This window comes from Propionibacterium acidifaciens DSM 21887 (genome assembly GCF_000426605.1).
Classification (GTDB): domain Bacteria; phylum Actinomycetota; class Actinomycetes; order Propionibacteriales; family Propionibacteriaceae; genus Propionibacterium; species Propionibacterium acidifaciens.
This window is the reverse complement of record NZ_AUFR01000028.1, coordinates 1-20799: the sequence shown is the minus strand read 5'-3', so window position 1 is coordinate 20799 and position 20799 is coordinate 1. Positions and strand designations below refer to the sequence as shown.

22 protein-coding genes, 1 tRNA gene and 1 pseudogene are annotated in these 20799 nt (G+C 71.8%); 20 read left to right on the top strand and 4 right to left on the bottom strand.

Features of this window, described 5'->3' with window-relative positions:
• Window positions 1-5: 5 nt before the first annotated feature.
• The 8 genes from K336_RS15830 to pyk all read left to right on the top strand — a co-directional run bounded on the left by K336_RS15830 (window position 6) and on the right by pyk (window position 6455).
• The gene (locus K336_RS15830) at window positions 6-908 is read left to right on the top strand and encodes a polyphenol oxidase family protein (protein ID WP_021796625.1); all 903 of its coding nucleotides are present in this window, start codon (window positions 6-8) and stop codon (window positions 906-908) included.
• A complete protein-coding gene (locus K336_RS0109795) occupies window positions 893-1474 on the top strand; it encodes a cell division protein SepF (RefSeq protein ID WP_021796626.1) in 582 nt (193 codons plus the stop codon). The genes K336_RS15830 and K336_RS0109795 overlap by 16 nt, the downstream gene beginning before the upstream one ends.
• 7 nt (window positions 1475-1481) lie before the next feature.
• A complete protein-coding gene (locus K336_RS0109790; protein WP_021796623.1) occupies window positions 1482-1769 on the top strand; it encodes a YggT family protein in 288 nt (95 codons plus the stop codon).
• A 131-nt stretch (window positions 1770-1900) separates the two neighbouring features.
• Window positions 1901-2866, top strand: a complete 966-nt coding sequence (locus tag K336_RS0109785; RefSeq protein ID WP_021796627.1) for a DivIVA domain-containing protein — start codon at window positions 1901-1903, stop codon at window positions 2864-2866.
• Between the two features lie 107 nt (window positions 2867-2973).
• Entirely contained in the window at window positions 2974-3411 is a 438-nt protein-coding gene (locus K336_RS0109780) for a TraR/DksA family transcriptional regulator (protein ID WP_021796624.1), read from the top strand.
• 52 nt (window positions 3412-3463) lie between these two features.
• A complete protein-coding gene (gene lspA, locus K336_RS15825; protein ID WP_081660751.1) occupies window positions 3464-3994 on the top strand; it encodes a signal peptidase II in 531 nt (176 codons plus the stop codon).
• Entirely contained in the window at window positions 3991-4908 is a 918-nt protein-coding gene (locus K336_RS0109770) for an RluA family pseudouridine synthase (RefSeq protein WP_021798514.1), read from the top strand. Before lspA ends, K336_RS0109770 begins: the two co-directional genes overlap by 4 nt.
• Window positions 4909-4991: 83 nt before the next feature.
• Window positions 4992-6455, top strand: a complete 1464-nt coding sequence (gene pyk / locus K336_RS15820) for a pyruvate kinase (protein ID WP_021798512.1) — start codon at window positions 4992-4994, stop codon at window positions 6453-6455.
• A 102-nt stretch (window positions 6456-6557) separates the two neighbouring features.
• Here pyk and K336_RS0109760 read toward each other — a convergent pair.
• A tRNA-Leu gene (locus K336_RS0109760) sits at window positions 6558-6640 on the bottom strand.
• A 175-nt stretch (window positions 6641-6815) separates the two neighbouring features.
• On the opposite strand from K336_RS0109760, the gene K336_RS0109755 reads away from it, so the two are divergent.
• The 3 genes from K336_RS0109755 to K336_RS0109745 are packed head-to-tail and all read left to right on the top strand — an operon-like array spanning window position 6816 to window position 10513.
• Window positions 6816-7436: an ANTAR domain-containing response regulator gene (locus K336_RS0109755; protein WP_021798513.1), complete on the top strand. Its 621-nt coding sequence runs from the start codon at window positions 6816-6818 to the stop codon at window positions 7434-7436.
• A gap of 38 nt (window positions 7437-7474) precedes the next feature.
• Entirely contained in the window at window positions 7475-10162 is a 2688-nt protein-coding gene (gene polA / locus K336_RS0109750; RefSeq protein ID WP_028706918.1) for a DNA polymerase I, read from the top strand.
• A gap of 12 nt (window positions 10163-10174) precedes the next feature.
• Entirely contained in the window at window positions 10175-10513 is a 339-nt protein-coding gene (locus tag K336_RS0109745; RefSeq protein WP_021797104.1) for an MGMT family protein, read from the top strand.
• Window positions 10514-10517: 4 nt separating this feature from the next.
• Here the strand turns inward: K336_RS0109745 and K336_RS15815 are convergent, their stop codons facing one another.
• Window positions 10518-11183, bottom strand: coding sequence for a class F sortase (locus K336_RS15815; RefSeq protein ID WP_021797101.1), 666 nt, complete (start codon window positions 11181-11183; stop codon window positions 10518-10520).
• Window positions 11184-11285: 102 nt separating this feature from the next.
• Between K336_RS15815 and K336_RS0109735 the strand changes: the two genes are divergently transcribed.
• The 9 genes from K336_RS0109735 to K336_RS15805 all read left to right on the top strand — a co-directional run bounded on the left by K336_RS0109735 (window position 11286) and on the right by K336_RS15805 (window position 20089).
• Window positions 11286-11630 (top strand): aldehyde dehydrogenase family protein, encoded by a 345-nt coding sequence (locus K336_RS0109735; protein WP_021797099.1) that lies wholly within the window; start codon window positions 11286-11288, stop codon window positions 11628-11630.
• Window positions 11631-11897: 267 nt separating this feature from the next.
• A complete protein-coding gene (gene rpsA / locus K336_RS0109730) occupies window positions 11898-13340 on the top strand; it encodes a 30S ribosomal protein S1 (protein ID WP_021797103.1) in 1443 nt (480 codons plus the stop codon).
• Between the two features lie 152 nt (window positions 13341-13492).
• A complete protein-coding gene (locus tag K336_RS0109725; protein WP_021796768.1) occupies window positions 13493-14266 on the top strand; it encodes a nucleoside phosphorylase in 774 nt (257 codons plus the stop codon).
• A gap of 5 nt (window positions 14267-14271) precedes the next feature.
• Window positions 14272-14934, top strand: a complete 663-nt coding sequence (gene coaE / locus K336_RS0109720) for a dephospho-CoA kinase (RefSeq protein ID WP_021796766.1) — start codon at window positions 14272-14274, stop codon at window positions 14932-14934.
• Window positions 14935-15007: 73 nt separating this feature from the next.
• Window positions 15008-15652, top strand: coding sequence for a hypothetical protein (locus tag K336_RS0109715; protein ID WP_028706916.1), 645 nt, complete (start codon window positions 15008-15010; stop codon window positions 15650-15652).
• Window positions 15649-16056 (top strand): hypothetical protein, encoded by a 408-nt coding sequence (locus K336_RS0109710; protein ID WP_051245634.1) that lies wholly within the window; start codon window positions 15649-15651, stop codon window positions 16054-16056. Before K336_RS0109715 ends, K336_RS0109710 begins: the two co-directional genes overlap by 4 nt.
• Complete coding sequence (locus K336_RS15810) at window positions 16053-16643, top strand: HD domain-containing protein (protein WP_123826251.1); 591 nt, start codon at window positions 16053-16055, stop codon at window positions 16641-16643. Before K336_RS0109710 ends, K336_RS15810 begins: the two co-directional genes overlap by 4 nt.
• 103 nt (window positions 16644-16746) lie before the next feature.
• A complete protein-coding gene (uvrB, locus tag K336_RS0109700) occupies window positions 16747-18831 on the top strand; it encodes an excinuclease ABC subunit UvrB (RefSeq protein WP_028706914.1) in 2085 nt (694 codons plus the stop codon).
• 208 nt (window positions 18832-19039) lie between these two features.
• Window positions 19040-20089, top strand: a complete 1050-nt coding sequence (locus tag K336_RS15805) for a TerC/Alx family metal homeostasis membrane protein (protein WP_021796181.1) — start codon at window positions 19040-19042, stop codon at window positions 20087-20089.
• A gap of 127 nt (window positions 20090-20216) precedes the next feature.
• On the opposite strand, the pseudogene K336_RS17815 reads toward K336_RS15805, so the two are convergent.
• Both K336_RS17815 and K336_RS19385 read right to left on the bottom strand, forming a co-directional pair.
• Window positions 20217-20513, bottom strand: a pseudogene (locus K336_RS17815) (transposase); the annotation flags it as partial.
• Window positions 20514-20537: 24 nt separating this feature from the next.
• Window positions 20538-20799 (bottom strand): hypothetical protein (locus K336_RS19385; protein WP_211223485.1); only part of this gene is annotated, 262 nt, incomplete at its 5' end.

Below are 20799 nucleotides of genomic sequence, written 5' to 3'. Positions count from 1 at the left end.
CCCCGGTGTTCGCCTTCCTGAGCGAGCCCTCCTCCGACGATCGCGCCGGTGGCGTCGGCTTGGCCTTCACCGACCGTGAGGGCGGGTCCTCCGTCGGCGCGTTCGCGTCCCTCAACCTCGGGCGCACCGGCGAGGACGAGCCGGCCGCGCTGCGCGCCAACATGGCGGCCCTGCGCGCCCGGCTCTCGCTGGCGCCGATCAGCTTCGTCCACCAGGTGCACGGCGTGACCGTGCGGACGCTCACCCGCGCCGAGCTGCCGGGCCCCGACACCTGGCTGGGGGACAGGGTCCCCGGGCAGACCCCGCTGGCCAGCGCCGACGCCCTCGTCACGGACCTTCCGGGGGCGCCACTGGCCATCCGCGTGGCCGACTGCGTGCCCGTCCTGCTCGCCGACGTCGGCGCCGGCGTCATCGGCGCCGCCCACGCGGGGCGGCGGGGTCTGCTGGCCGGCGTCCTCGCCGCGACGACGGCCCGCATGCGCGAGCTCGGGGCCGTGCGCATCCGCGCCTGGATCGGGCCGCACATCTGCGGCGACTGCTACGAGGTCCCCGCCCGGATGCGGGACGAGGCGTGCGCGATCATCCCCGAACTGGCGGCGACGACGGGCTGGGGGACCCCCTCGCTCGACCTCGGCGCCGGGGCGCGGGCGGTGCTCGAGCGCGAGGGCGTCGCCGTCGAGCGCCACGACCCGTGCACGCGGACGAGCCCGGCCCTGTTCAGCCATCGGCGGGACAACGGCCTGACCGGCCGGCAGATCGGCCTGATCTGGCGCGCCGGGCGGGGCGGTCGTTCCGCTCGCACAGCCCGAGCAGGTACCCTAATCCCAGCCGTGTCATTCGCGGACGATCGCGACGTGGTCAGGGGGCGCGGCCGCTCAGAGGGGGAATCGGCATGCCGGGAGCGATGAAGAAGGCCGCCGTGTGGCTGGGCCTTGTCAGCGACGACCGTTTCGACGAGGAGCGCGCCGAGGCGACCGACTACACCGACTCGGTCTACGCCGACCCGGCGGACGAGGAGTCCGTCCAGGTCTCCACCGTCACGCGGCTGCCCGAACGCCGCACCAGGCCGGCCCAGGTCGGCGCGCGCGAGCATCGGCAGACGGCGGGCGCCCACGAGCACCGGCAGGCGTCCACCGGGGCGCGGGAGCACCAGCACCGCGACGACGACGAGGCGGAGGAGTCGCAGCCCGCGGACCTGGCGCGCATCATCTCGGTGCGTCCGCGCACCTACAACGAGGCGCGCACCATCGGCGAGAGCTTCCGCGAGGGCACCCCCGTCATCATGAACCTCACCGACATGGACGACGCCGACGCCAAGCGCCTCGTCGACTTCGCGGCGGGCCTCATCTTCGGGCTGCGCGGCTCCATCGAGCGCGTCACGAGCAAGGTCTTCCTGCTCAGCCCGCACAACGTCCACGTCACCGCCGAGGACAAGCAGCGGCTGGCCAGCCCCAACTTCTTCAACCAGAGCTGAGCGGCCCGTGCTCGTCCTCGCCCGTCTCCTCTCGTTGCTGTGCAGCCTGTACCTGTGGGTGCTCATCGCGCGCATGATCCTCAGCTGGATCCCCCTGCTCGCACCGGGTTTCCGGCCCCGGGGCGCGCTGGCGGCGGTCTTCGAGGCGATCTGCACGGTCACCGACCCCCCGATCGATTTCGTGCGGCGCTACGTCAAGCCGATCAGGCTCGGCACCGTCGGGCTCGACATCGCATTCATGGTTGTCTTCCTCGCCGTCCTGGTGCTCCAGAGGGCGGTGTGGTGGCTGCTGTGAGAGTCTCAACCAGAAGTTGAGTTTTGAGCCCCCGACTGCCCCTGTCGCGGCCGAGCAGGGTAGCCTCAAGGACTGTCCCCGCAGTTGCGGGCAGGAGTAGGAATCAACGCACCGAGGTTTGGAGCGCACAAATGACGCTGTCCCTTGACGAGGTTCGCAGTATCCGTTTCCCCATGGCCCGCAAGCCCAATGAGGACGGCTACCGCGCCAGCTCTGTCGACAAGTTCATGGACGAGCTCGAGATCAGTTACGCAGATCTGGTCAACGAGAACGAGAAGCTCAAGGCGAATGCCGGGGCCGGCGAGGAGAACGCCAGGCTCACCCAGCAGACCAACCAGCTGGGCGCCCAGGTCTCGAGCCTCGGCCAGGAGAACGAGCAGCTGCGCGCCCAGCTGAACGAGCTCCGTTCGGCCTCCGACCAGGGCTCGGCCGCCTCGGCCCAGCTGGCCGGCGAGAATGATCAGCTGCGCGCCCAGATCGCCGAGCTCCAGGCCCAGTTGCAGGCCGCCCAGAGCGCTCCCGCCTCGGCGGCGGCCGCCTCCGGCGAGCCGCAGCGCGTCGTCGTCACCGCGGCCCAGGAGGCCGGCCCGTGGGCCGCCCGCCTGCTCGAGATGAGCACCCATGAGGCCGATCAGCTCATCGAGGAGGCCAACCGTCAGGCCGACCAGGTGCGCGCCGATGCCGAGGCCGACGCCGATCGGACCCGCGCCGATGCCCGCGTCCAGGCCGAGCAGCTCGTCGAGGAGGCCACCCAGAAGGCCGCCCGTCTCGACTACGAGGCCCGCAACACCGCCGACCGCGTCACCGCCGAGGCCCATGAGAACGCCAGGCGTCTCATCGACGAGGCCCAGCAGCGCGCTGATGCCCTCGACGGGGAGGTCGCGAGCAAGCGCACCGAGCTGCTGAGCGCCCTCGAGTCCGAGCGCGACAACCTCACCGCCTCGGTGAGCCAGCTGCGCGGTTTCGAGTCGGAGTATCGCGCCAATCTGACCAGCCAGATCCAGAACCATCTCGAGAGCCTCCAGAACCTGTCCCTGGCCCCCCAGGCCAGTGGCCAGACCCCCCGCCTCGACGCCCTGATGAACAACCAGGGCTGAGCGGTCCTCCTGAGATGCGCCGGGCAGCCGACGACGGTGTACCGTCGTCGGCTGCTGGTGTATGGTCCCCCCTACGAGTCGGGTCACCATCTGGAGGAGTTGGAACGATGGGCACCAATGATTTGTCCCCGGCGGCGGCGAAGGAGCTCGCCGCCAGGCTGCCCGTCCTCGACGGTGAGGACGCGTGGACCGCGGAGGAAGTGATCGGCGTGCGCGAGGACCTCATCGCCGAGATCGAGCGCATGCGCAGGGCCGTCGAGGCCTCGGACGCCGAGCTCGAGCAGCTCATGGGCGAGGGCAGCGACACCTCCGGCAAGGACCCCGGCGATGTCGGCTCCACGAACTTCGAGCGCGACCAGGAGCTCAGCATGAACGCGAATGCGCGCACCCTGCTGGAGCAGAACGAGGCCGCCCTGCGCCGCCTCGAGGCCGGCGAGTTCGGCACCTGCGAGAACTGCGGGAACCCGATCGGCAAGGCGCGCATGGAGGTCTTCCCGAAGGCCACCATGTGCGTCCGGTGCAAGCAGCGCGCGGAGAGGCGCTGAACCGGTGACGTCCCGCCGCGCGCACCCGCGTCCGAGGACGGCGCGCGCGGTGATGATCGCCGTCGCGCTCGGCGGCCTGCTCCTCGACAGGGCGACGAAGGCGTGGGCCCTGCACGCGCTGTCGGCGCACGACCACCAGATCGTCCAGGGCTGGCTGAGCCTGCACCTCGTCTACAACTCCGGGGCCGCCTTCTCGATGGGCACCTCCTTCACCGTTGCGCTCAGCTGCATCTCGGTCGCGGCGCTCGTCCTCGTGCTCGTCTGGGTCCTCCCGCGGGCCCGGGGCTGGCTCGACAGCTTCGCCACGGGCCTCATCGCCGCGGGCATCGCCGGCAACCTGATCGACCGCCTGGTGCGCGAGCCCGGCCCGCTGCGCGGCACCGTCGTCGACTTCATCGCGGTGCGCTACTTCGCCGTGTTCAACGTCGCCGACGTGTGCATCACCTGCGCGGCCGTCCTGTTCATCTGCTGGGCGGTGCGCTCCGACCGGGCGGTCGAGCGCGCCGCCGACGCGGAGGGCGGCCCCGCCGCCGCGGACGCGCCCGGGGCCGAGGTCGACGGCGGCGCGGGGGAGCGGGCATGAGCGTCCTGTTCGTCCCCGACGGCCTGGCCGGCGAGCGCGTCGACGCCGCGGCGGCCCGGATGACCGGCTTGACGCGCTCGCGAGTGGCCGGGCTCATCGCCGAGGGCCTCGTACTGCTCGACGGGGCCGCCGTGGCGAGGCCCTCCCAGCGGGTGCGCACGGGCCAGCTGCTCGACATCGACCTGTCCGAGCCGGTGCGCCGCGCCCGCGTCGTGCCGGCCGTCGTCGAGGGCATGACGATCGTCCACGACGACCCGGACGTCGTCGTCGTCGACAAGCCCGCCGGCGTGGCGGCACACCCCTCCCTCGGCTGGGACGGGCCCGACGTCGTGAGCGGCCTCGCCGGCGCCGGCTTCCGCATCACGACCTCCGGGGCGGCCGAGCGGCAGGGCATCGTCCACCGCCTCGACGTCGGCACGAGCGGCCTCATGGTCGTCGCCAAGTCCGAGCGCGCCTACACGGCGCTCAAGCGGGCCTTCCGCGAGCGCACCGTCGACAAGGCCTACCTCGCGCTCGTCCAGGGCCACCTCGACCCGCTCGAGGGCACCATCGACGCCCCGATCGGACGCCACCCCGGCTCGGAGTGGAAGTTCGCGGTCACGGCCGGCGGCCGGGCCGCGGTCACCCACTACGAGGTGATCGAGATGATGCGCGCGACGTGCCTGGTGCGCGTCCGGCTCGAGACCGGGCGCACCCATCAGATCCGCGTGCACTTCGCGGCACTGCACCACCCCTGCGTCGGCGACCCGCTGTACGGCTCGGACCCGGGGCTGGCCGCCCGGCTCGGCCTCGACCGGCAGTGGCTGCACGCCGCCGAGCTCGGCTTCGTCCATCCCGGCACGGGGGGGTACGTGCGCTTCGCGTCGGAGCCGCCGGCCGACCTGGCGCGGGCCCTCGAGCTCGTGCGCGACTGAGCGGGCCGCGCCCGTCGGTGCGACACGCGGCCGACGCATCCGTCGCAGGCGGGCTGGCCGGGCGCTTCCGCTAGGCTTGGATCGTGCGTAGAGCGAAAATTGTGTGCACGCTCGGGCCGGCCACGTCGACCCAGGAGCGAATGGAAGAGATCATCCGCGCGGGCCTCGACGTCGCGCGTTTCAACATGAGTCACGGCGACCACGACGAGCACGCCCGTCGGCTGGCCGAGACCCGTGCCGCGGCGGAGGCCGTGGGCAAGACCGTCGGCCTGGTGGCCGATCTCCAGGGCCCCAAGATCCGACTCGGCGTCTTCGCCGAGGGCAAGGTCGAGCTGACCCACGGCCAGACCTTCACCATCACCACCGACGACGTCCTCGGCGACGCCAATCGCGCCTCCACGACCTACAAGGGCCTGCCCGGCGACGTGCAGCCCGGCGACCGCATCCTCATCGACGACGGCAACATCGGCCTCGAGGCCGTCGAGGTGCGGGGCAACGACGTCGTCACGACGGTGACCGTCGCCGGCCCCGTCTCGAACCACAAGGGCATCAACCTGCCCGGCGTCGCCGTCAACGTGCCGGCCCTGTCCGACAAGGACGAGGAGGACCTGCGCTGGGCGCTGCGCAACGACTTCGACATGATCGCCCTGTCCTTCGTGCGCCGCGCCTCCGACATCAACCGCGTCCACGAGATCATGGACGAGGAGGGCGTGCACCTGCCCGTCATCGCCAAACTCGAGAAGCCGCAGGCCATCGAGAACCTCGACGAGATCATCGACGCCTTCGACGGCTTCATGGTCGCCCGCGGCGACCTCGGCGTCGAGATGCCGCTCGAGGAGGTGCCGCTGGTCCAGAAGACCATCGTCCGGAAGGCCCGCATGTGGGCCAAGCCGGTCATCGTCGCCACCCAGATGCTCGATTCGATGATCGCCAATCCGCGCCCGACCCGCGCCGAGGCCTCCGACGTCGCGAACGCCATCCTCGACGGGGCCGACGCCGTCATGCTCTCCGGCGAGACCTCGGTCGGCGCCTTCCCGATCGTCACCGTCCAGACGATGGCCAACATCGTGGAGAACACCGAGAAGCAGGGCCTCGGGAACATCGCGAAGATCGAGTGGGACCCCCACACGACCGGCGGCGTCATCGCCCTGGCGGCCACCACCTCCGGCCAGCAGCTGGGCGCCAAGTTCCTCATCGCCTTCACCCAGTCCGGCGACACGGCCCGCCGCATGTCGCGGCTGCGCCCCGACATCCCGCTGCTCGCCTTCACCCCCGACGAGAAGACGGCCCACTGGCTGACCCTCTGCTGGGGCGCCAGCGTCATCAAGACCCCCAACTACGGCTCCAACGAGGAGATGGTCACCGCCGTGAACCGTCAGCTCCAGGAGATGGAGCTGGCCGAGCAGAACGACGTCGTCATCATCGTCTTCGGCTCGCCGATGGGCGTCGTGGGCAAGACGAACACGATGCGCGTCCACCGTCTCAAGGGCCTCGACTGGGTCGAGCCCGTCGAGCTGCCGCCGTACATGCGCGAGGACGCCGAGTGACCCGGCGGATCCCCGTCCGCTGACGGATCGTTCCCCGGTGGGGGGCGGAGGACCCGGTCCTCCGCCCCCCACCGCCGTTCGGGGCCGGTGCCGGCCCGCTCGTGCCCGAGAGGGGATTCGAACCCCTACGCCCTCGCGGACAGCGCATTTTGAGTGCGCCGCGTCTGCCGTTCCGCCACTCGGGCAGGCGCCGCTCATTGTGTCACACGCCCGCCGCCCGGGCACGTTCCCGGCTGGGAACTATCCCGCATCCTGCCCGGAGAAGGCTGGACAGCGCTATGCTCGGGCGACGCGGGCAGTGCCGTCCTGACAGATCTGTCCGTTTCGATCGACAGGAATCGACAGGACAGGAATCGAGAGATGGTGGTCAAGAAGACCGACAGCGCCGCATCGTCCGACAAGCGGCCCCGTGTTCTCGTCGCCGAGGACGAGGCGCTCATCCGGCTCGACCTCGTCGAGCTCCTCACCGAGCAGGGCTACGAGGTCGTCGGCCAGGTGGGCGACGGGAAGGCCGCGGTCGAGCAGGCCCGCGAGCTCGAGCCCGATGTCGTCGTGCTCGATGTGAACATGCCCGTCATGGACGGGATCGCCGCGGCCGAGCAGATCGCCGGGGACCGCATCGCCGCATGCGTCATGCTCACCGCGTTCAGCCAGCGGGAGCTGGTCGAGAAGGCCCGCGAGGCCGGGGCGATGGCCTACGTCGTGAAGCCCTTCGACGCCTCCGACGTCGTCCCCGCCATCGAGATCGCCCTCGCCCGCTTCGCCGAGATCGTCGCGCTCGACGACGAGGTCGCCACGCTCGAGGAGCGCCTCGCCTCCCGCAAGGCCGTCGACCAGGCGAAGGGCATCCTCCAGGAGACCCTCGGCATGACCGAGCCCGAGGCCTTCCGCTGGATCCAGAAGACCGCCATGGACCTGCGCAAGCCGATGCGCGAGGTCGCCGAGGGGGTCGTCGACCACAAGAAGGCCAGGAAGTCCTGAGCCCCCGGGCGTGATCGGGTCCGGCTAGGCTCTGGGATGTGAACGATCGTCCGCGCCTGCTGCTCATCGACGGCCACTCCATGGCGTTCCGCGCCTTCTACGCCCTGCCCGCCGAGAACTTCTCGACGTCCACCGGCCAGCACACGAACGCCGTCTACGGCTTCACGTCGATGCTCATCAATCTGCTGCGCGACGAGGGGCCCACGCACGTGGGCGTGACCTTCGACCTGCCCGGCGGCACCTTCCGATCCGAGGACTACGCCGGCTACAAGGCCACCCGTTCGGCCCCGCCGCCCGAATTCGCCGGCCAGATCGAGCTCATCGGGCAGGTGCTCGACGCCATGGGCATCGTCCACGCCAGTCTCGCCGGCTACGAGGGCGACGACATCCTCGCCACGTGGAGCAACCAGGGCGACGCGCTCGGCTGGGAGTCGCTGGTCGTCTCGGGCGACCGCGACGCCTTCCAGCTCATCGACGCGAACACCACCGTCCTCTACCCGCACCGCGGCGTCTCCGAGCTCGTGCGCATGGACCCGGCCGCCGTCGAGGCGAAGTACGGGGTGCCGCCCCGGCGCTACCCGGAGCTGGCGGCCCTCGTCGGCGAGACGAGCGACAACCTGCTCGGCGTGCCGGGCGTCGGCCCGAAGACCGCCGCGAAGTGGCTCGCCGCCTACGACGGGCTCGCCAACCTCATCGAGCGGGCCGACCAGGTCAAGGGCAGGGCCGGCCAGAGCCTGCGCGAGCACCTCGACGACGTGCGCCGCAACCGCCGGCTCAACGCCCTCGTGGACGACCTGCCCCTCGAGATCGGGGTGCGGGGCCTGGCCAGGGGGCCGGTCGACCGCAAGGCCGTCAACAGGCTGTTCGACGCCCTCGAGTTCCGGACGCTGCGCGAGCGCATGTTCACCGTGCTCGGCGCCGACGAGGGGGCCGGGGCCGGCGTGCCGGACGCCGTCGGGGTCGACCCGGTCGAGCCGGCGGCCGGCGCCCTGGGCGCCTGGCTCGACGGGCACGCCCGCTCCGGCGTCGTCGGCGTCGACGCGACGGGCCACTGGGGCGCCGGCGCAGGCGACGTCGACGCCCTGGCGCTCGCCGCCCCGGACGGGCGGGCCGTCCGCCTCGAGCCCGGCTCCCTGGACGCCGCCGACGACGCCGCGCTCGCCTCGTGGCTGGCCGATCCGGGGGCGCCCAAGGCCGTGCACGACGCGAAGGGCCCGATGATCGCCCTGGCCGCGCGCGGCCTCGGGCTCGACGGACTCGTCAGCGACACCCAGCTCGCCGCCTACCTCATGCGCCCCGACCAGCGCCGCTACGAGCTCGCAGAGCTCGTCGAACGCCATCTGGGCCTCGCCCTCGAGACGGACGGGCAGGAGGGGGCCCAGGCCGCCCTCGACCTCGACGACGGCACGGGGGGAACGGCCGGCCATGCGGCCATGGTGCGCGCCCGCGCCGTGGGCCTGCTCGCCCCCGCCCTCGACGCCGAGCTCGAGAGGACCGGCCAGCTCGGCCTGCTGCGCGAGCTCGAACTGCCGCTGCAGAGGGTGCTGGCCACCATGGAGGAGCGCGGCGTCGCCGTCGACGAGGACGTCCTCGCCGATCTGCACGACGGCTTCGACGCCCGGGTGCGCGGCGCGCAGTCCGCGGCCTACGCCGAGATCGGCCGCGAGATCAACCTGAGCTCGCCGAAGCAGCTCCAGAGCGTCCTGTTCGAGCAGCTCGACATGCCCCGCACCAAGCGCACCAAGAGCGGCTGGACCACCGACGCCGCCGCGCTCGAGGGCCTGTACGCGAGGACGAACCACCCCTTCCTCGCGCACCTGCTCGCCCACCGCGACGCCATCAAGCTGCGTCAGATCGTCGACTCCCTCGCCAAGGCGGTCGGCGACGACGGGCGCATCCACACCACCTATCTGCAGACCGTCGCGGGCACCGGCCGGCTGTCGAGCACCGAGCCGAACCTCCAGAACATCCCGATCCGCACCCCCGAGGGCCGCCGCATCCGCGACGGCTTCGTCGCCGGCAGGGGCTACGAGGCGCTCATGAGCGCCGACTACTCCCAGATCGAGATGCGCGTCATGGCCGACGTCTCCGGCGACGAGGCGCTCATCGAGGCCTTCGCCTCGGGCGTCGACTTCCACACCGTCACCGCCTCGCACGTCTTCGGCGTGCCGGTCGAGGAGGTCACCGCGGCCCAGCGCGCCAGCGTCAAGCAGATGAACTACGGCCTGGCCTACGGGCTGTCGGCCTACGGTCTGTCGAGCAGGCTCGGCGTCCCGGTGTCCGAGGCGAGGGCCCTCATGGACGACTACTTCACGACCTTCGGCTCGGTGCGCGACTACCTGTCCGAGGTCGTCGAACGGGCCCGCTCCCAGGGCTACACGCAGACGATCATGGGCCGGCGCCGCTACCTTCCCGACCTCAACTCGTCCAGCCGGCAGCGCCGCGAGATGGCCGAGCGCATGGCGCTCAACGCGCCCATCCAGGGCACCGCCGCCGACATCATCAAGGTGGCCATGCTCGCGGTCGAGAGGGCCCTCGCCGAGTCCGGGCTGGCCAGCCGCATGCTGCTGCAGATCCACGACGAGCTCCTCCTCGAGATCGCCCCCGGCGAGCACGAACGGGTCGAGGCGATCGTCTCCGACGCGATGGAGCACGCCGTCGAGCTGAAGGTGCCGCTGTCGGTCTCGTTCGGCTACGGCCGCAGCTGGAACGACGCGGCCCACTGAGCGGTGCCGGGGATGGACGAGGAACTGCTCGTCGAGCGCGTGCTCCGCGCGGTCGAGTGCATCCCGCCCGGCTCGGTCGCGACCTACGGCGACATCGCGGCCCTCGTGGGCGCCGGGCCGCGCCGGGTGGGCCGGATCATGTCCGTCGCCGGCGCGGCGGTGCCCTGGTGGCGGGTCGTCGACGCCCGCGGCACGCTCGGGCCGTGGCGCCGGGCGCTGGAGCACTGGGCCGACGAGGGCATCGCCCTCAACGGCCGCGGCGACGGCTGCGCGCTCGCCGCCCACCGCGTCGACCCCGGGGCGCTGCGGGCCGCCTACGACGGGGCCGTCGCGGACCTGCCTGCGGACTGAGTCGTCAGGCCGCCCGCACCAGGTCGGCGTAGTAGAGGACGCGGGCCTGGGGGTCTCCGCCGTCGGAGGGGTAGTCCGAGCAGACGACGATGACGATCTTCGGGTCGCCGCCGTTGTCGTAGAGGACGTCCGAGTCGGGGTCGTAGGTGTCGACGTAGATCTTGAGCGCGTTGGTGAAGCGGTAGCAGACCGTGTCGCCCGCGTCGTCGCTGATCCGGATGACGTCGCCGGTCTTCAGCATGCCGTCGTTGAGGTCGTTGCCGAGCGCGCCGCCGTAGCGGAAGGTGTGCGAGGTGAGGACGGCCTTGCCCTGAGCGGAGCCGACGGCCGGGCCGCCGTTCCACCAGGCGACGGTGTAGCCCTCGTTGCCCGGTGGGGTGCCGGGCAGGCCCTCGGCGTCGAGGCCGAGCGAGAGCAGGCTCAGGGACTCGGTGTGCCCGTCGAACGTGATGTGGGTGCCCACGATCGGCGACGGGTCGGAGGCGCAGCCCTCGGGCACGTCACCGGCCGGGCTGGGCTCCGCGCTGGAGGAGGCCGGGTAGACCGGGATCCTCTGCTCGTAGTCGGAGGGCCGCATCCGGTACCAGCGCCAGCCGAGGTAGGCGGCGACGAGGACGACGATGAGCAGCGGGATGCCCACGCCGAGTCGGCGCTTCGTAGTCTTCTTCACGAGAACCCTCCGTTCAGCCGCCCGGGGTGAGGCGGCGCCGCGGCCAAGCCTAACAGCGCAGGCGCCGGTCCCCGCCCGCGTGCACCGGGCCACCGTGGAGCCATGGCTCCGCCCGATCCCGGGGCTCCGCGTTCGATCCCCGCGGACACCCCTCGTGCACTGATCATCGACGGCCGCCCGGTCGCCGGCGCGGCCGGCCCCTTCGAGGTGACGAACCCCGCCGACGACTCCGTCCTGGCCTCCGTGGCCGAGGCCGATCCCGCCCAGGGCCTGGCCGCCCTCGACGCCGCCGTCCGGGCCCAGGACGCCTGGCGGCGCACCGCCGCCCGGGAGCGCGCCGAGCTGCTGCGCGCCGCCTTTGAGGAGGTCACCCCGCCGCGGCGAGGACTTCGCCCGGCTCATGACCCTGGAGACGGGCAAGCCGCTGGCCGAGAGCCGCGGCGCTGACCCCCGGTCCCCGGCCCCGACCGGGACGGGCGCAGGTTGCCCGCCGCAGCGTCCGGCGCCTAGACTTGGCGGAGCGCCGTGTGCGCCGCGCCGGACAGAGGGCGCGGCGTCGTCACCGGCGGGCCGGACCGCTGCGGCGGCCCGGCGTCCGCGGTGGGCGCCTCGGTGGCGACCGCGGGTCCTCCTCCGGCGGGTTCCGTCGCCATCGCGGGCACCAGCAGGCACGGGGCGGCAATTCGATCAATCCACCATCGGAGCCCTAACTACATGACCTCCTCCATTGAGGCCGTCGCAATCGACGACATCGGCACCGCTGAGGCCTTCGAGGCAGCAGTCGACGCCACCATCAAGTACTTCAACGACGGCGACATCGTCACCGGAACCGTCGTCAAGGTCGATCGCGACGAGGTTCTCCTCGACATCGGCTACAAGACCGAAGGCGTCATCCCGTCCAAGGAACTCTCCATCAAGCACGATGTCGACCCCTTCGATGTCGTGAGCGTCGGCGACGAGATCGAGGCCCTCGTCCAGCAGAAGGAGGACAAGGACGGTCGTCTCATCCTCTCCAAGAAGCGCGCCCAGTACGAGCGCGCCTGGGGCGCGATCGAGAAGATCAAGGACGAGGACGGCGTCGTCACCGGCACCGTCATCGAGGTCGTCAAGGGCGGTCTCATCGTCGACATCGGCCTGCGCGGCTTCCTGCCCGCCTCCCTCGTCGAGATGCGCCGCGTCCGCGACCTGCAGCCATACGTGGGCCAGGAGCTCGAGGCCAAGATCATCGAGCTCGACAAGAACCGCAACAACGTCGTCCTCTCGCGCCGCGCCTGGCTCGAGCAGACCCAGTCCGAGACCCGCCACAACTTCCTGCAGCAGCTGCAGAAGGGCCAGATCCGCAAGGGCGTCGTCTCCTCCATCGTCAACTTCGGCGCCTTCGTCGATCTCGGCGGCGTCGACGGCCTGGTCCACGTGTCCGAGCTGTCCTGGAAGCACATCGACCACCCGAGCGAGGTCGTCGAGGTCGGCCGGCCCGTCACCGTCGAGGTCCTCGACGTCGACATGGAGCGCGAGCGCGTCTCCCTGTCGCTCAAGGCCACGCAGGAGGATCCGTGGCAGGTCTTCGCCCGCACCCACCAGATCGGTGAAATCGTGCCGGGCAAGGTCACCAAGCTCGTCCCGTTCGGCGCCTTCGTCCGCGTCGAGGAGGGCATCGAGGGCCTGGTCCACGTGTCCGAGCTGGCCGAGCGCCACGTCGAGATCCCCGAGCAGGTCGTCTCGGTCAACGACGAGGTCATGGTCAAGATCATCGACATCGATCTCGAGCGCCGCCGCATCAGCCTCTCGCTGAAGCAGGCCAACGAGGGCATCGACATCGCCGCCGATGACTTCGATCCCTCGCTGTACGGCATGACCGCGAGCTACGACGAGAACGGCAACTACATCTACCCCGAGGGCTTCGATCCGGAGACCAACGAGTGGAAGCCGGGCTACGAGGAGCAGCAGGCGGCCTGGGAGGCCCAGTACGCCGAGGCCCAGGCCCGCTGGCTGGCCCTCAAGAAGCAGGCCGCCGAGGCCGAGGAGGCCGACCAGCAGGCAGCCGTCGAGGCCGGCACGAGCTACTCCGCCGCTCCCGTCGAGAACGCCGGCGAGGGCTCGCTGGCCTCCGACGAGGCCCTGCAGGCCCTGCGCGACAAGCTGTCGGGCGGCCGCTGAGCCGCACCGCCGGCGCCAGTCGTCACGGCGGAGGCCCCGGCCCGTTCCCGGGCCGGGGCCTCCGCCCTGCCGGGAGGTCCCCGCCGACCGCCCGGCGCCCCAGCCCCGCACACCACGAGGCCGCGCGTCGAGCCGGCCGGATCCAGGACATCATGCTGCACACCCACGAGCTGCCCGTCATCGAGCGCGACGACGACTCGAGCGATCTCATCGGCGAGGCCGAGTCCATCCCGGCCGATCTGTACCCGAGCCGCGCCGTCCTCGCCTTCCTCGGCGAGGTCGTCGACCAGTACGCCGCCGCCGAGCGCCTCCCGGTCATCGAGACGCTCCAGCAGATCGGCAACCACTACCCGGTCTACCGCGGCCACGACGCCCGCGGCGACTTCGCGATCCTCATGATGCCGCTGGGCGCCCCGGCCGCCGTCATGAACACCGACGTGCTCTTCCGGCACGGCGTCCGCAGCGCCATCGCCGTCGGCTCGTGCGGGGCGCTCGAACCGCTGGAGGTCGGCGAGTTCGTCGTCCCGGCCAGAGCGCTGCGCGGCGAGGGCACGAGCTTCCAGTACCTGCCGGCGAGCCGGTGGATCGACATCGACGCGGACCTGCGCGCCGTCATCGGGCGGGCCGTCGAGGCCGCCGGATACCGGGTCAGCGATGCGGCCGTGTGGACCAACGACGCCTTCTACCGCGAGACCAGGGCCATGCTGAACCGTCGCCGGTCCGAGGGCTGCGCCGTCGTCGACATGGAGTGCTCGGCGATGGCGGCCTCCGCCGCGCTGCGCGGGGCGCGCTTCGCCCAGCTCTTCTACACCGCCGACACGCTCGCCGACCCCGAGAACGGCCACGACGAGCGCGACTGGGGGCGCGGCTCGAGGGGCACCGCCCTGACGATAGCCCTCGACGCCCTGGGCCGCCTCGAGGCCTGACGGCCGTGCCGACCGCCGATCCCGGGGCCCCCGGCCCTCCGGTGGGCCGGGTCTTCACGCTCGGCCTCACCGGCGGCATCGCCTCGGGCAAGAGCGCCGTCGCCGCCATGCTCGTCGAGCACGGGGCGGTGCACATCGACTACGACCTGCTCGCCCGGCGGGTCGTCGAGCCGGGGACGCCCGGACTGCGGGCCCTCGTCGGGGCCTTCGGGGCATCCGTCCTGGCCCCCGACGGCTCGCTCGACCGGGCGGCGCTCGCGGCCGTCGTCTTCGCCGACAGGGCCGCGCGCACCCGGCTGGACGCGATCACGCACCCGCTCGTCACCGCGGCGGCCGACGCCGTGCAGGACGCCGCGCCCGACGGGGCGGTGGTGATGCACGACATCCCGCTGCTCGTCGAGACGGGCCGCGCCCACGACTTCGACCATCTCGTCGTCGTCGATGCGCCGGTCGAGACGCAGCTCGCCAGACTCATGGCCCGCGACGGCATGAGCCGCGAGCAGGCCCTGGCGCGCATCGGCGCGCAGGCCTCGCGCGCCGAGCGCCTGGCCGTGGCCGGGACCGTCATCGACAACTCCGGCACCCCGGCGGCCATGCGCGCCCAGGTCGACCTGATGTGGGACGAGGTCGTCGTCCCCGGCGCGGCGCGCTGCCGTCCGGGGCGGTAGCCGGGCATCCCCGGGCAGACAAAGGCTGTACACTTTACTTGATCTGATCAAGCTCATGGGCTTGAATGTGGTCATGGGTGAGGAGGGGACCGGCCGCTGGGCCGTGGTGACCGCCGACCAGCGCGCGAGCCGCAGCGGGCCGGACCGGGTGCCGGCGGCCCTCGCCGCGCTGGAGCCGCTGGCCGACGGATTCCGGCTCGGCTTCGAACGCACCGCCGGCGACGAGATCCAGGGGCTCAGCGCCGATCCGGGCGCGATCATCGACGCCGTGCTCGTGCTGCTGCGTCTGGGGGACTGGCACATCGGCGTCGGCGTCGGCGCGGTCGAGACGCCCCTGCCGGACTTCACGCGAGCCGCCCGCGGCCCCGCCTACCTGGCCGCCCGACGGGCCGTCGGCCGGGCCGGGCCGGACTCCCCGCGGCTCGTCGCGGCCGGGGCCGGCGTCGATCGGCCGGTCGACGAGGCACAGACGGTGCTCGCCCTCGTCGCCGCCCTGGTGCGCCGTCGCAGCCGGGCGGGTTGGCAGGTGGTCGACCTCGTGGACTCCGGGCTCACCCAGTCGCAGGCGGCCGCCGGGCTCGGCATCAGCCCGCAGGCGGTCGGCCAGCGACTGCGCGCCGCGCACCACCGGGAGGTCGCGGCCGGCCTGGCCCTCGCGACCGATCGGCTCGCCGAGGCCATGGGAGTGTCGGCGGGCCCCCCTACGGTGGAGGCATGAACCCGGTGCTGATGGATCTCCTGCGCCTCCTCGTGGCCTGCGCGCTCGGAGCGGTCGCGGTGTTCGGCGGCTGCCCGCTCGTCGAGGGGCTGCTGCGGCGCGTCGACGGGCCGCGGAGCGGCCCCGAGGGGGACGACCGCCCGCGGCCCGAAGCCGACGGGGTACTGCGCGGGGGCCGGTGGATCGGCATGCTCGAGCGCGCCACCGTGTTCGGGGCGCTCCTGGCCGGCCAGCCCTCGCTGGTGGCCGTCACCGTGGCGGTGAAGGCCTTCGCCCGCTTCCCCGAGATCCGCGGGGCCCGCAGCGGCGAGGTGGCCGAGCACTTCATCATCGGCACCCTGGCCAGCCTCCTCGTCGCGGACGCCCTGGCAGCCCTGGCCGGCTGGGCGGTGCGGCTGTGGTGAGCCTGGCGCGGCGCTGGGCCGAGGACTGGCCGACCCGGCCCGAGGTGGGGGTCCGCCTGCTGGGGCTGTGGGAGGAGCCGCGGAGGCGCTACCACGGTCCGCAGCACCTGGCGGAGGTCCTCGCCGCGGGCGAGCTGCTCGGGTGCACCCGCGCCGAACGGCTGGCCCTCTGGTTCCACGACGCCGTGCAGCACGGACGCCCGGGCGAGGACGAGCGGGCCTCGGCCGCCCTGGCCCTCCGCTGGCTGCCCGCCGCCGGATGGTCCGGGGCCGAGGCGGCGGAGGTCGCCCGGCTCGTGGCGCTCACCGAGCACCACCGGCCGGCCGCGGGCGACGGCCCGGGCGCCCGGGTCTGCGACGCCGACCTGGCCGTGCTCGGCGCCCCGCCGGAGCGCTACCGCGAGTCGGTGGCCCAGCTGCGCGCCGAGCAGCCCGCTCTCGACGACGCCCAGTGGCGGGCGGCCCGCCGCGCCGTCGTCGAGGACCTGCTCGGCGCCCACCGGTACGCGACCACGACCGGCCGGGAGCTGTGGGGCGCTCGGGCCCGCGCCAATCTGCGCGACGAACTGAGCTCGTTGCGCGGCTGAAGCGCCCGGGCGGGGCGGCGGAGAGCGGACCGGCCCCCCGCGGCCGCGGCCGATCGGTCCGCAGGCGCCGTGGAGCGTCGGTGGGCGCGCATAGGCTCGGAGCATGCGCCCCGTCTCCTCGATCACCCGCACCGTGGCCCCGTTCGCCGTGAAGGCCGACTTCGAGCCCTCGGGCGACCAGCCGGCAGCGATCGACGAGCTCGAGCGGCGGATCAGGGCGGGGGAGCAGGATGTCGTCCTGCTGGGCGCCACCGGCACGGGCAAGACCGCCACCATCGCCTGGCTCGCCGAGCGCCTCCAGCGGCCGATGCTCGTCATGCAGCCCAACAAGACGCTGGCCGCCCAGTACGCCACCGAGCTGCGCGGCTTCTTCCCCGACAACGCCGTCGAGTACTTCGTGAGCTACTACGACTACTACCAGCCCGAGGCCTACATCCCCCAGACGGACACCTACATCGAGAAGGACTCCAGCCTCGACGAGGAGGTCGAGCGGCTGCGCCATTCCGCGACGAACTCGCTGCTCACCAGGCGCGATGTCATCGTGGTCGCCACGGTGAGCGCCATCTACGGCCTGGGCACCCCGCAGGAGTACGTCGACCGCATGGTCACCCTCGCCGTGGGCGACGAGTGGGAGCGCACCGAGCTGCTGCGCCGGCTCGTCGAGATGCAGTACGTCCGCAACGACGTGTCCGCCGCCCGCGGCACCTTCCGGGTGCGCGGCGACACGCTCGAGATCTTCCCCATGTACGAGGAGAACGCCCTGCGCGTGGAGTTCTTCGGCGACGAGATCGACGCCCTCACGACGCTGCACCCCTTCACCGGCGAGGTCCTCACCGAGGACCGGCAGGTGCACGTCTTCCCGGCCTCCCACTACGTCGCCGGCCCGGAGCGCATGGAGCGCGCCATCGCCTCGATCGAGGCCGAGCTGTCCGAGCGCCTGTCCGAGCTCGAGGGCGACGGCAGGGGCCTCGAGGCCCAGCGGCTGCGCATGCGCACCACCTACGACATCGAGATGATGCGCCAGGTCGGCACCTGCGCCGGCATCGAGAACTACTCCCGGCACATCGACGGGCGCGGTCCGGGCAGCCCGCCGAACTGCCTGCTCGACTACTTCCCCGAGGACTTCGTGCTCGTCATCGACGAGTCGCACGTCACGGTGCCGCAGATCGGCGCGATGTTCGAGGGCGACATGAGCCGCAAGCGCACCCTCGTCGAGCACGGCTTCCGCCTGCCCAGCGCCATGGACAACCGGCCGCTGCGCTTCGAGGAGTTCGTCGAGCGCATCGGCCAGACCATCTACTCCTCGGCCACGCCGGGCCCCTACGAGCTGGCCCGCTCCCACGGCGTCGTCGAGCAGATCATCCGTCCCACCGGCCTCGTCGACCCCGAGGTCATCGTCAAGCCCACCCACGGCCAGATCGACGACCTGCTCGGCGAGATCCGCGAGCGCGCCGCCCGCGACGAGCGCGTGCTCGTCACCACGCTCACCAAGAAGATGGCCGAGGACCTCACCGACTACTTCCTGGAGCACGGCGTGCGCACCCGCTACCTGCACAGCGAGGTCGACACGCTCACGCGCGTCGAGCTGCTGCGCGAGCTGCGCGCCGGCGAGTACGACGTGCTCGTCGGCATCAACCTGCTGCGCGAGGGCCTCGACCTGCCCGAGGTCTCGCTCGTGGCGATCCTCGACGCCGACAAGGAGGGCTTCCTGCGCTCGGAGCGCTCGCTCATCCAGACGATCGGCCGGGCCGCGCGCAACGTCTCCGGCCAGGTGCACATGTACGCCGACGAGATCACCCCGTCGATGGAGTCCGCCATCAACGAGACGAACCGCCGCCGGGCGATCCAGCTGGCCTGGAACACCGAGCACGGCATCGACCCGCAGCCCCTGCGCAAGAGGATCGCCGACATCACCGACATGCTCGCCCGCGAGGGCGCCGACACCGACCGACTCATGGCGTCCACCCAGTCCAGGGGCCGGCGGCCCGCGCCGCTGCCGCCCGGCTCGGCGCGGGCCGCCGACGCCACGGCGATGCCGGCCACTGAACTGGCCGGGCTCATCGGCGAGCTCACCGAGCAGATGCGCACGGCCGCCGCCGACCTGCAGTTCGAGGTGGCCGCCAGGCTGCGCGACGAGATCGGCGAGCTCAAGCGCGAGCTGCGCGCCATGGTCGAGGCGAACCGCTGAGCACGGACCCTCACCGCGGCGAATCCGGACGGGCCCCGGGACGGTCCGCCGGACAGGTGACACAATTGGTCCCGTTGAGGGGAGTACTCCACTCGTGCAGTGGTCGTCAGTACGGTGCCAGGGCACCCGGCGCTGCACTCCGCGTTCCTGAGCGGAGGGAAGAGACCTCATCCCGTGGAACGTTCGTCGTCTTCGTGGAGGCCCCGACATGCACGTCTCCGTGCTCACCTGGATCATCACCATCGTCGTCATGCTGGCCGTGCTCGTCGTCGACGCCGTGCTCATGGCCCGGCACCCGCACGTGCCGAGCGTGCGCGAGTGCGTGGCCTGCATCGGCGTCTACGTGGGCCTGGCCGCCGTGTTCGGGCTGTGCCTGCACTTCTTCGCCGGCGGCACGCACTCGGGCGAGTTCTTCGCCGGCTGGCTCACCGAGTACAGCCTCTCGCTCGACAACCTGTTCATCTTCCTCATCATCATGCGCAGGATGAGGGTGCCGCGCGAGTGCCAGCAGTTCGGCCTGCTCGTCGGCATCATGCTGGCCCTGCTCCTCCGGGGCCTCTTCATCGCCCTGGGCGCCACGCTCATCTCGCGTCTGGCGTGGGTGTTCTTCCTCTTCGGCGCCTGGCTCATCCACGCCGCCATCGACCTCGTGCGGGACTACCGCCACCACGACACGGACGACGACGCCGACGACGCCACCGAGGGGAGGCTCATGCGCTGGGTGAAGAGGGTCATCCCCTCGAGCAACGCATTCGACGAGGACAAGGTGTTCGTCCGCGTCGACGGCAGACTCCTCGCCACGAGCCTGTTCTTCGTCATCGTGGCCCTCGGCTCCACCGACGTGATGTTCGCCCTCGACTCCATCCCGGCGATCTTCGGCCTCACCCAGCAGCCGTACATCGTGTTCACCGCGAACGTCTTCGCCCTCATGGGGCTGCGCCAGCTGTACTTCCTGCTCGGCGACCTGCTCAACCGCCTCGTCTACCTGCCGATCGGCCTGTCGGTGCTGCTCGCCTTCATTGGCGTCAAGCTCGTGCTCCACGCGATGCACCACTACGGTCTGGACGCCCGGCTCGGTTTCGACGGCGAGATCCCCACCTCGGTGTCCCTGCTCGTCATCGTCGGGATCCTCGGGGTGACGGCCGTCGTGAGCGTCGCCCGGATCCGCCACGACCGCCGAGCCGTCGCGCGGGCCAAGGCCGAGCGGCTGGCCAAGGACCGGGCCCGCTTCGAGGCGACCCAGGACCAGTGGAGCTGACCGGGCGGTCGACGCCGAGTTGTTGCCCTGCCGATCATCGGGGTAACGAGGCCTGACGTGATGAATCCCCCGGTGGGATTCGTGCTCATGTCTCGCTTCAGATTTTGTGGCAGGGTTGTTATGGCCGTCATGAAACAGGATCGTTTCTGGTTTCGCGGAGTGGGAGGTGTTCGAAGTCGTAGTCGAAGGCGCGGCCGGTGACGTGTGAGGCGAACGCGCCGAGGGTTTCTTCGGGGGTCTCGTGCTGAATGTTCGCGGTGTTGTTCTTGGCCGCGTTCCAGACGTGCTCGGCCGGGTTGTGGTCGGGCGCGTACGGCGGCAGGAAGATCGTGGTGATGCGTTCCAGCAGCCGGCCGGGCTCGTGGAGGCCGGTCAGGGCTCTCGCATGGTGGGATCGGGCGTTGTCCAAGACGACCGCGATCTCGCCGGCCTCGGTTTCGCGTTGGAGTCATTCCAGCGCGCCGATTGTCTGCTCGGTGTTCTGGTTCCCCTCGATCGGGTACGGTTTGACTTTTTTGCTGGTCAGCGAGAGGGCGCCGAAGAAGGACTGGGACGTCCTCCGCCGGTCCACGGACCGGTCTGGTGCGCTGTCCTCTGGGGGGCTGCATGCGGCGGGTCCAGGCCTCGTGCTCGGGGCGGGCCTCAGTCTTGCGGTGTGGGCCTTCCGGCCCTGGTCCGACAAGCTTTTGACTCGGGTCGTCGTCCAGGCC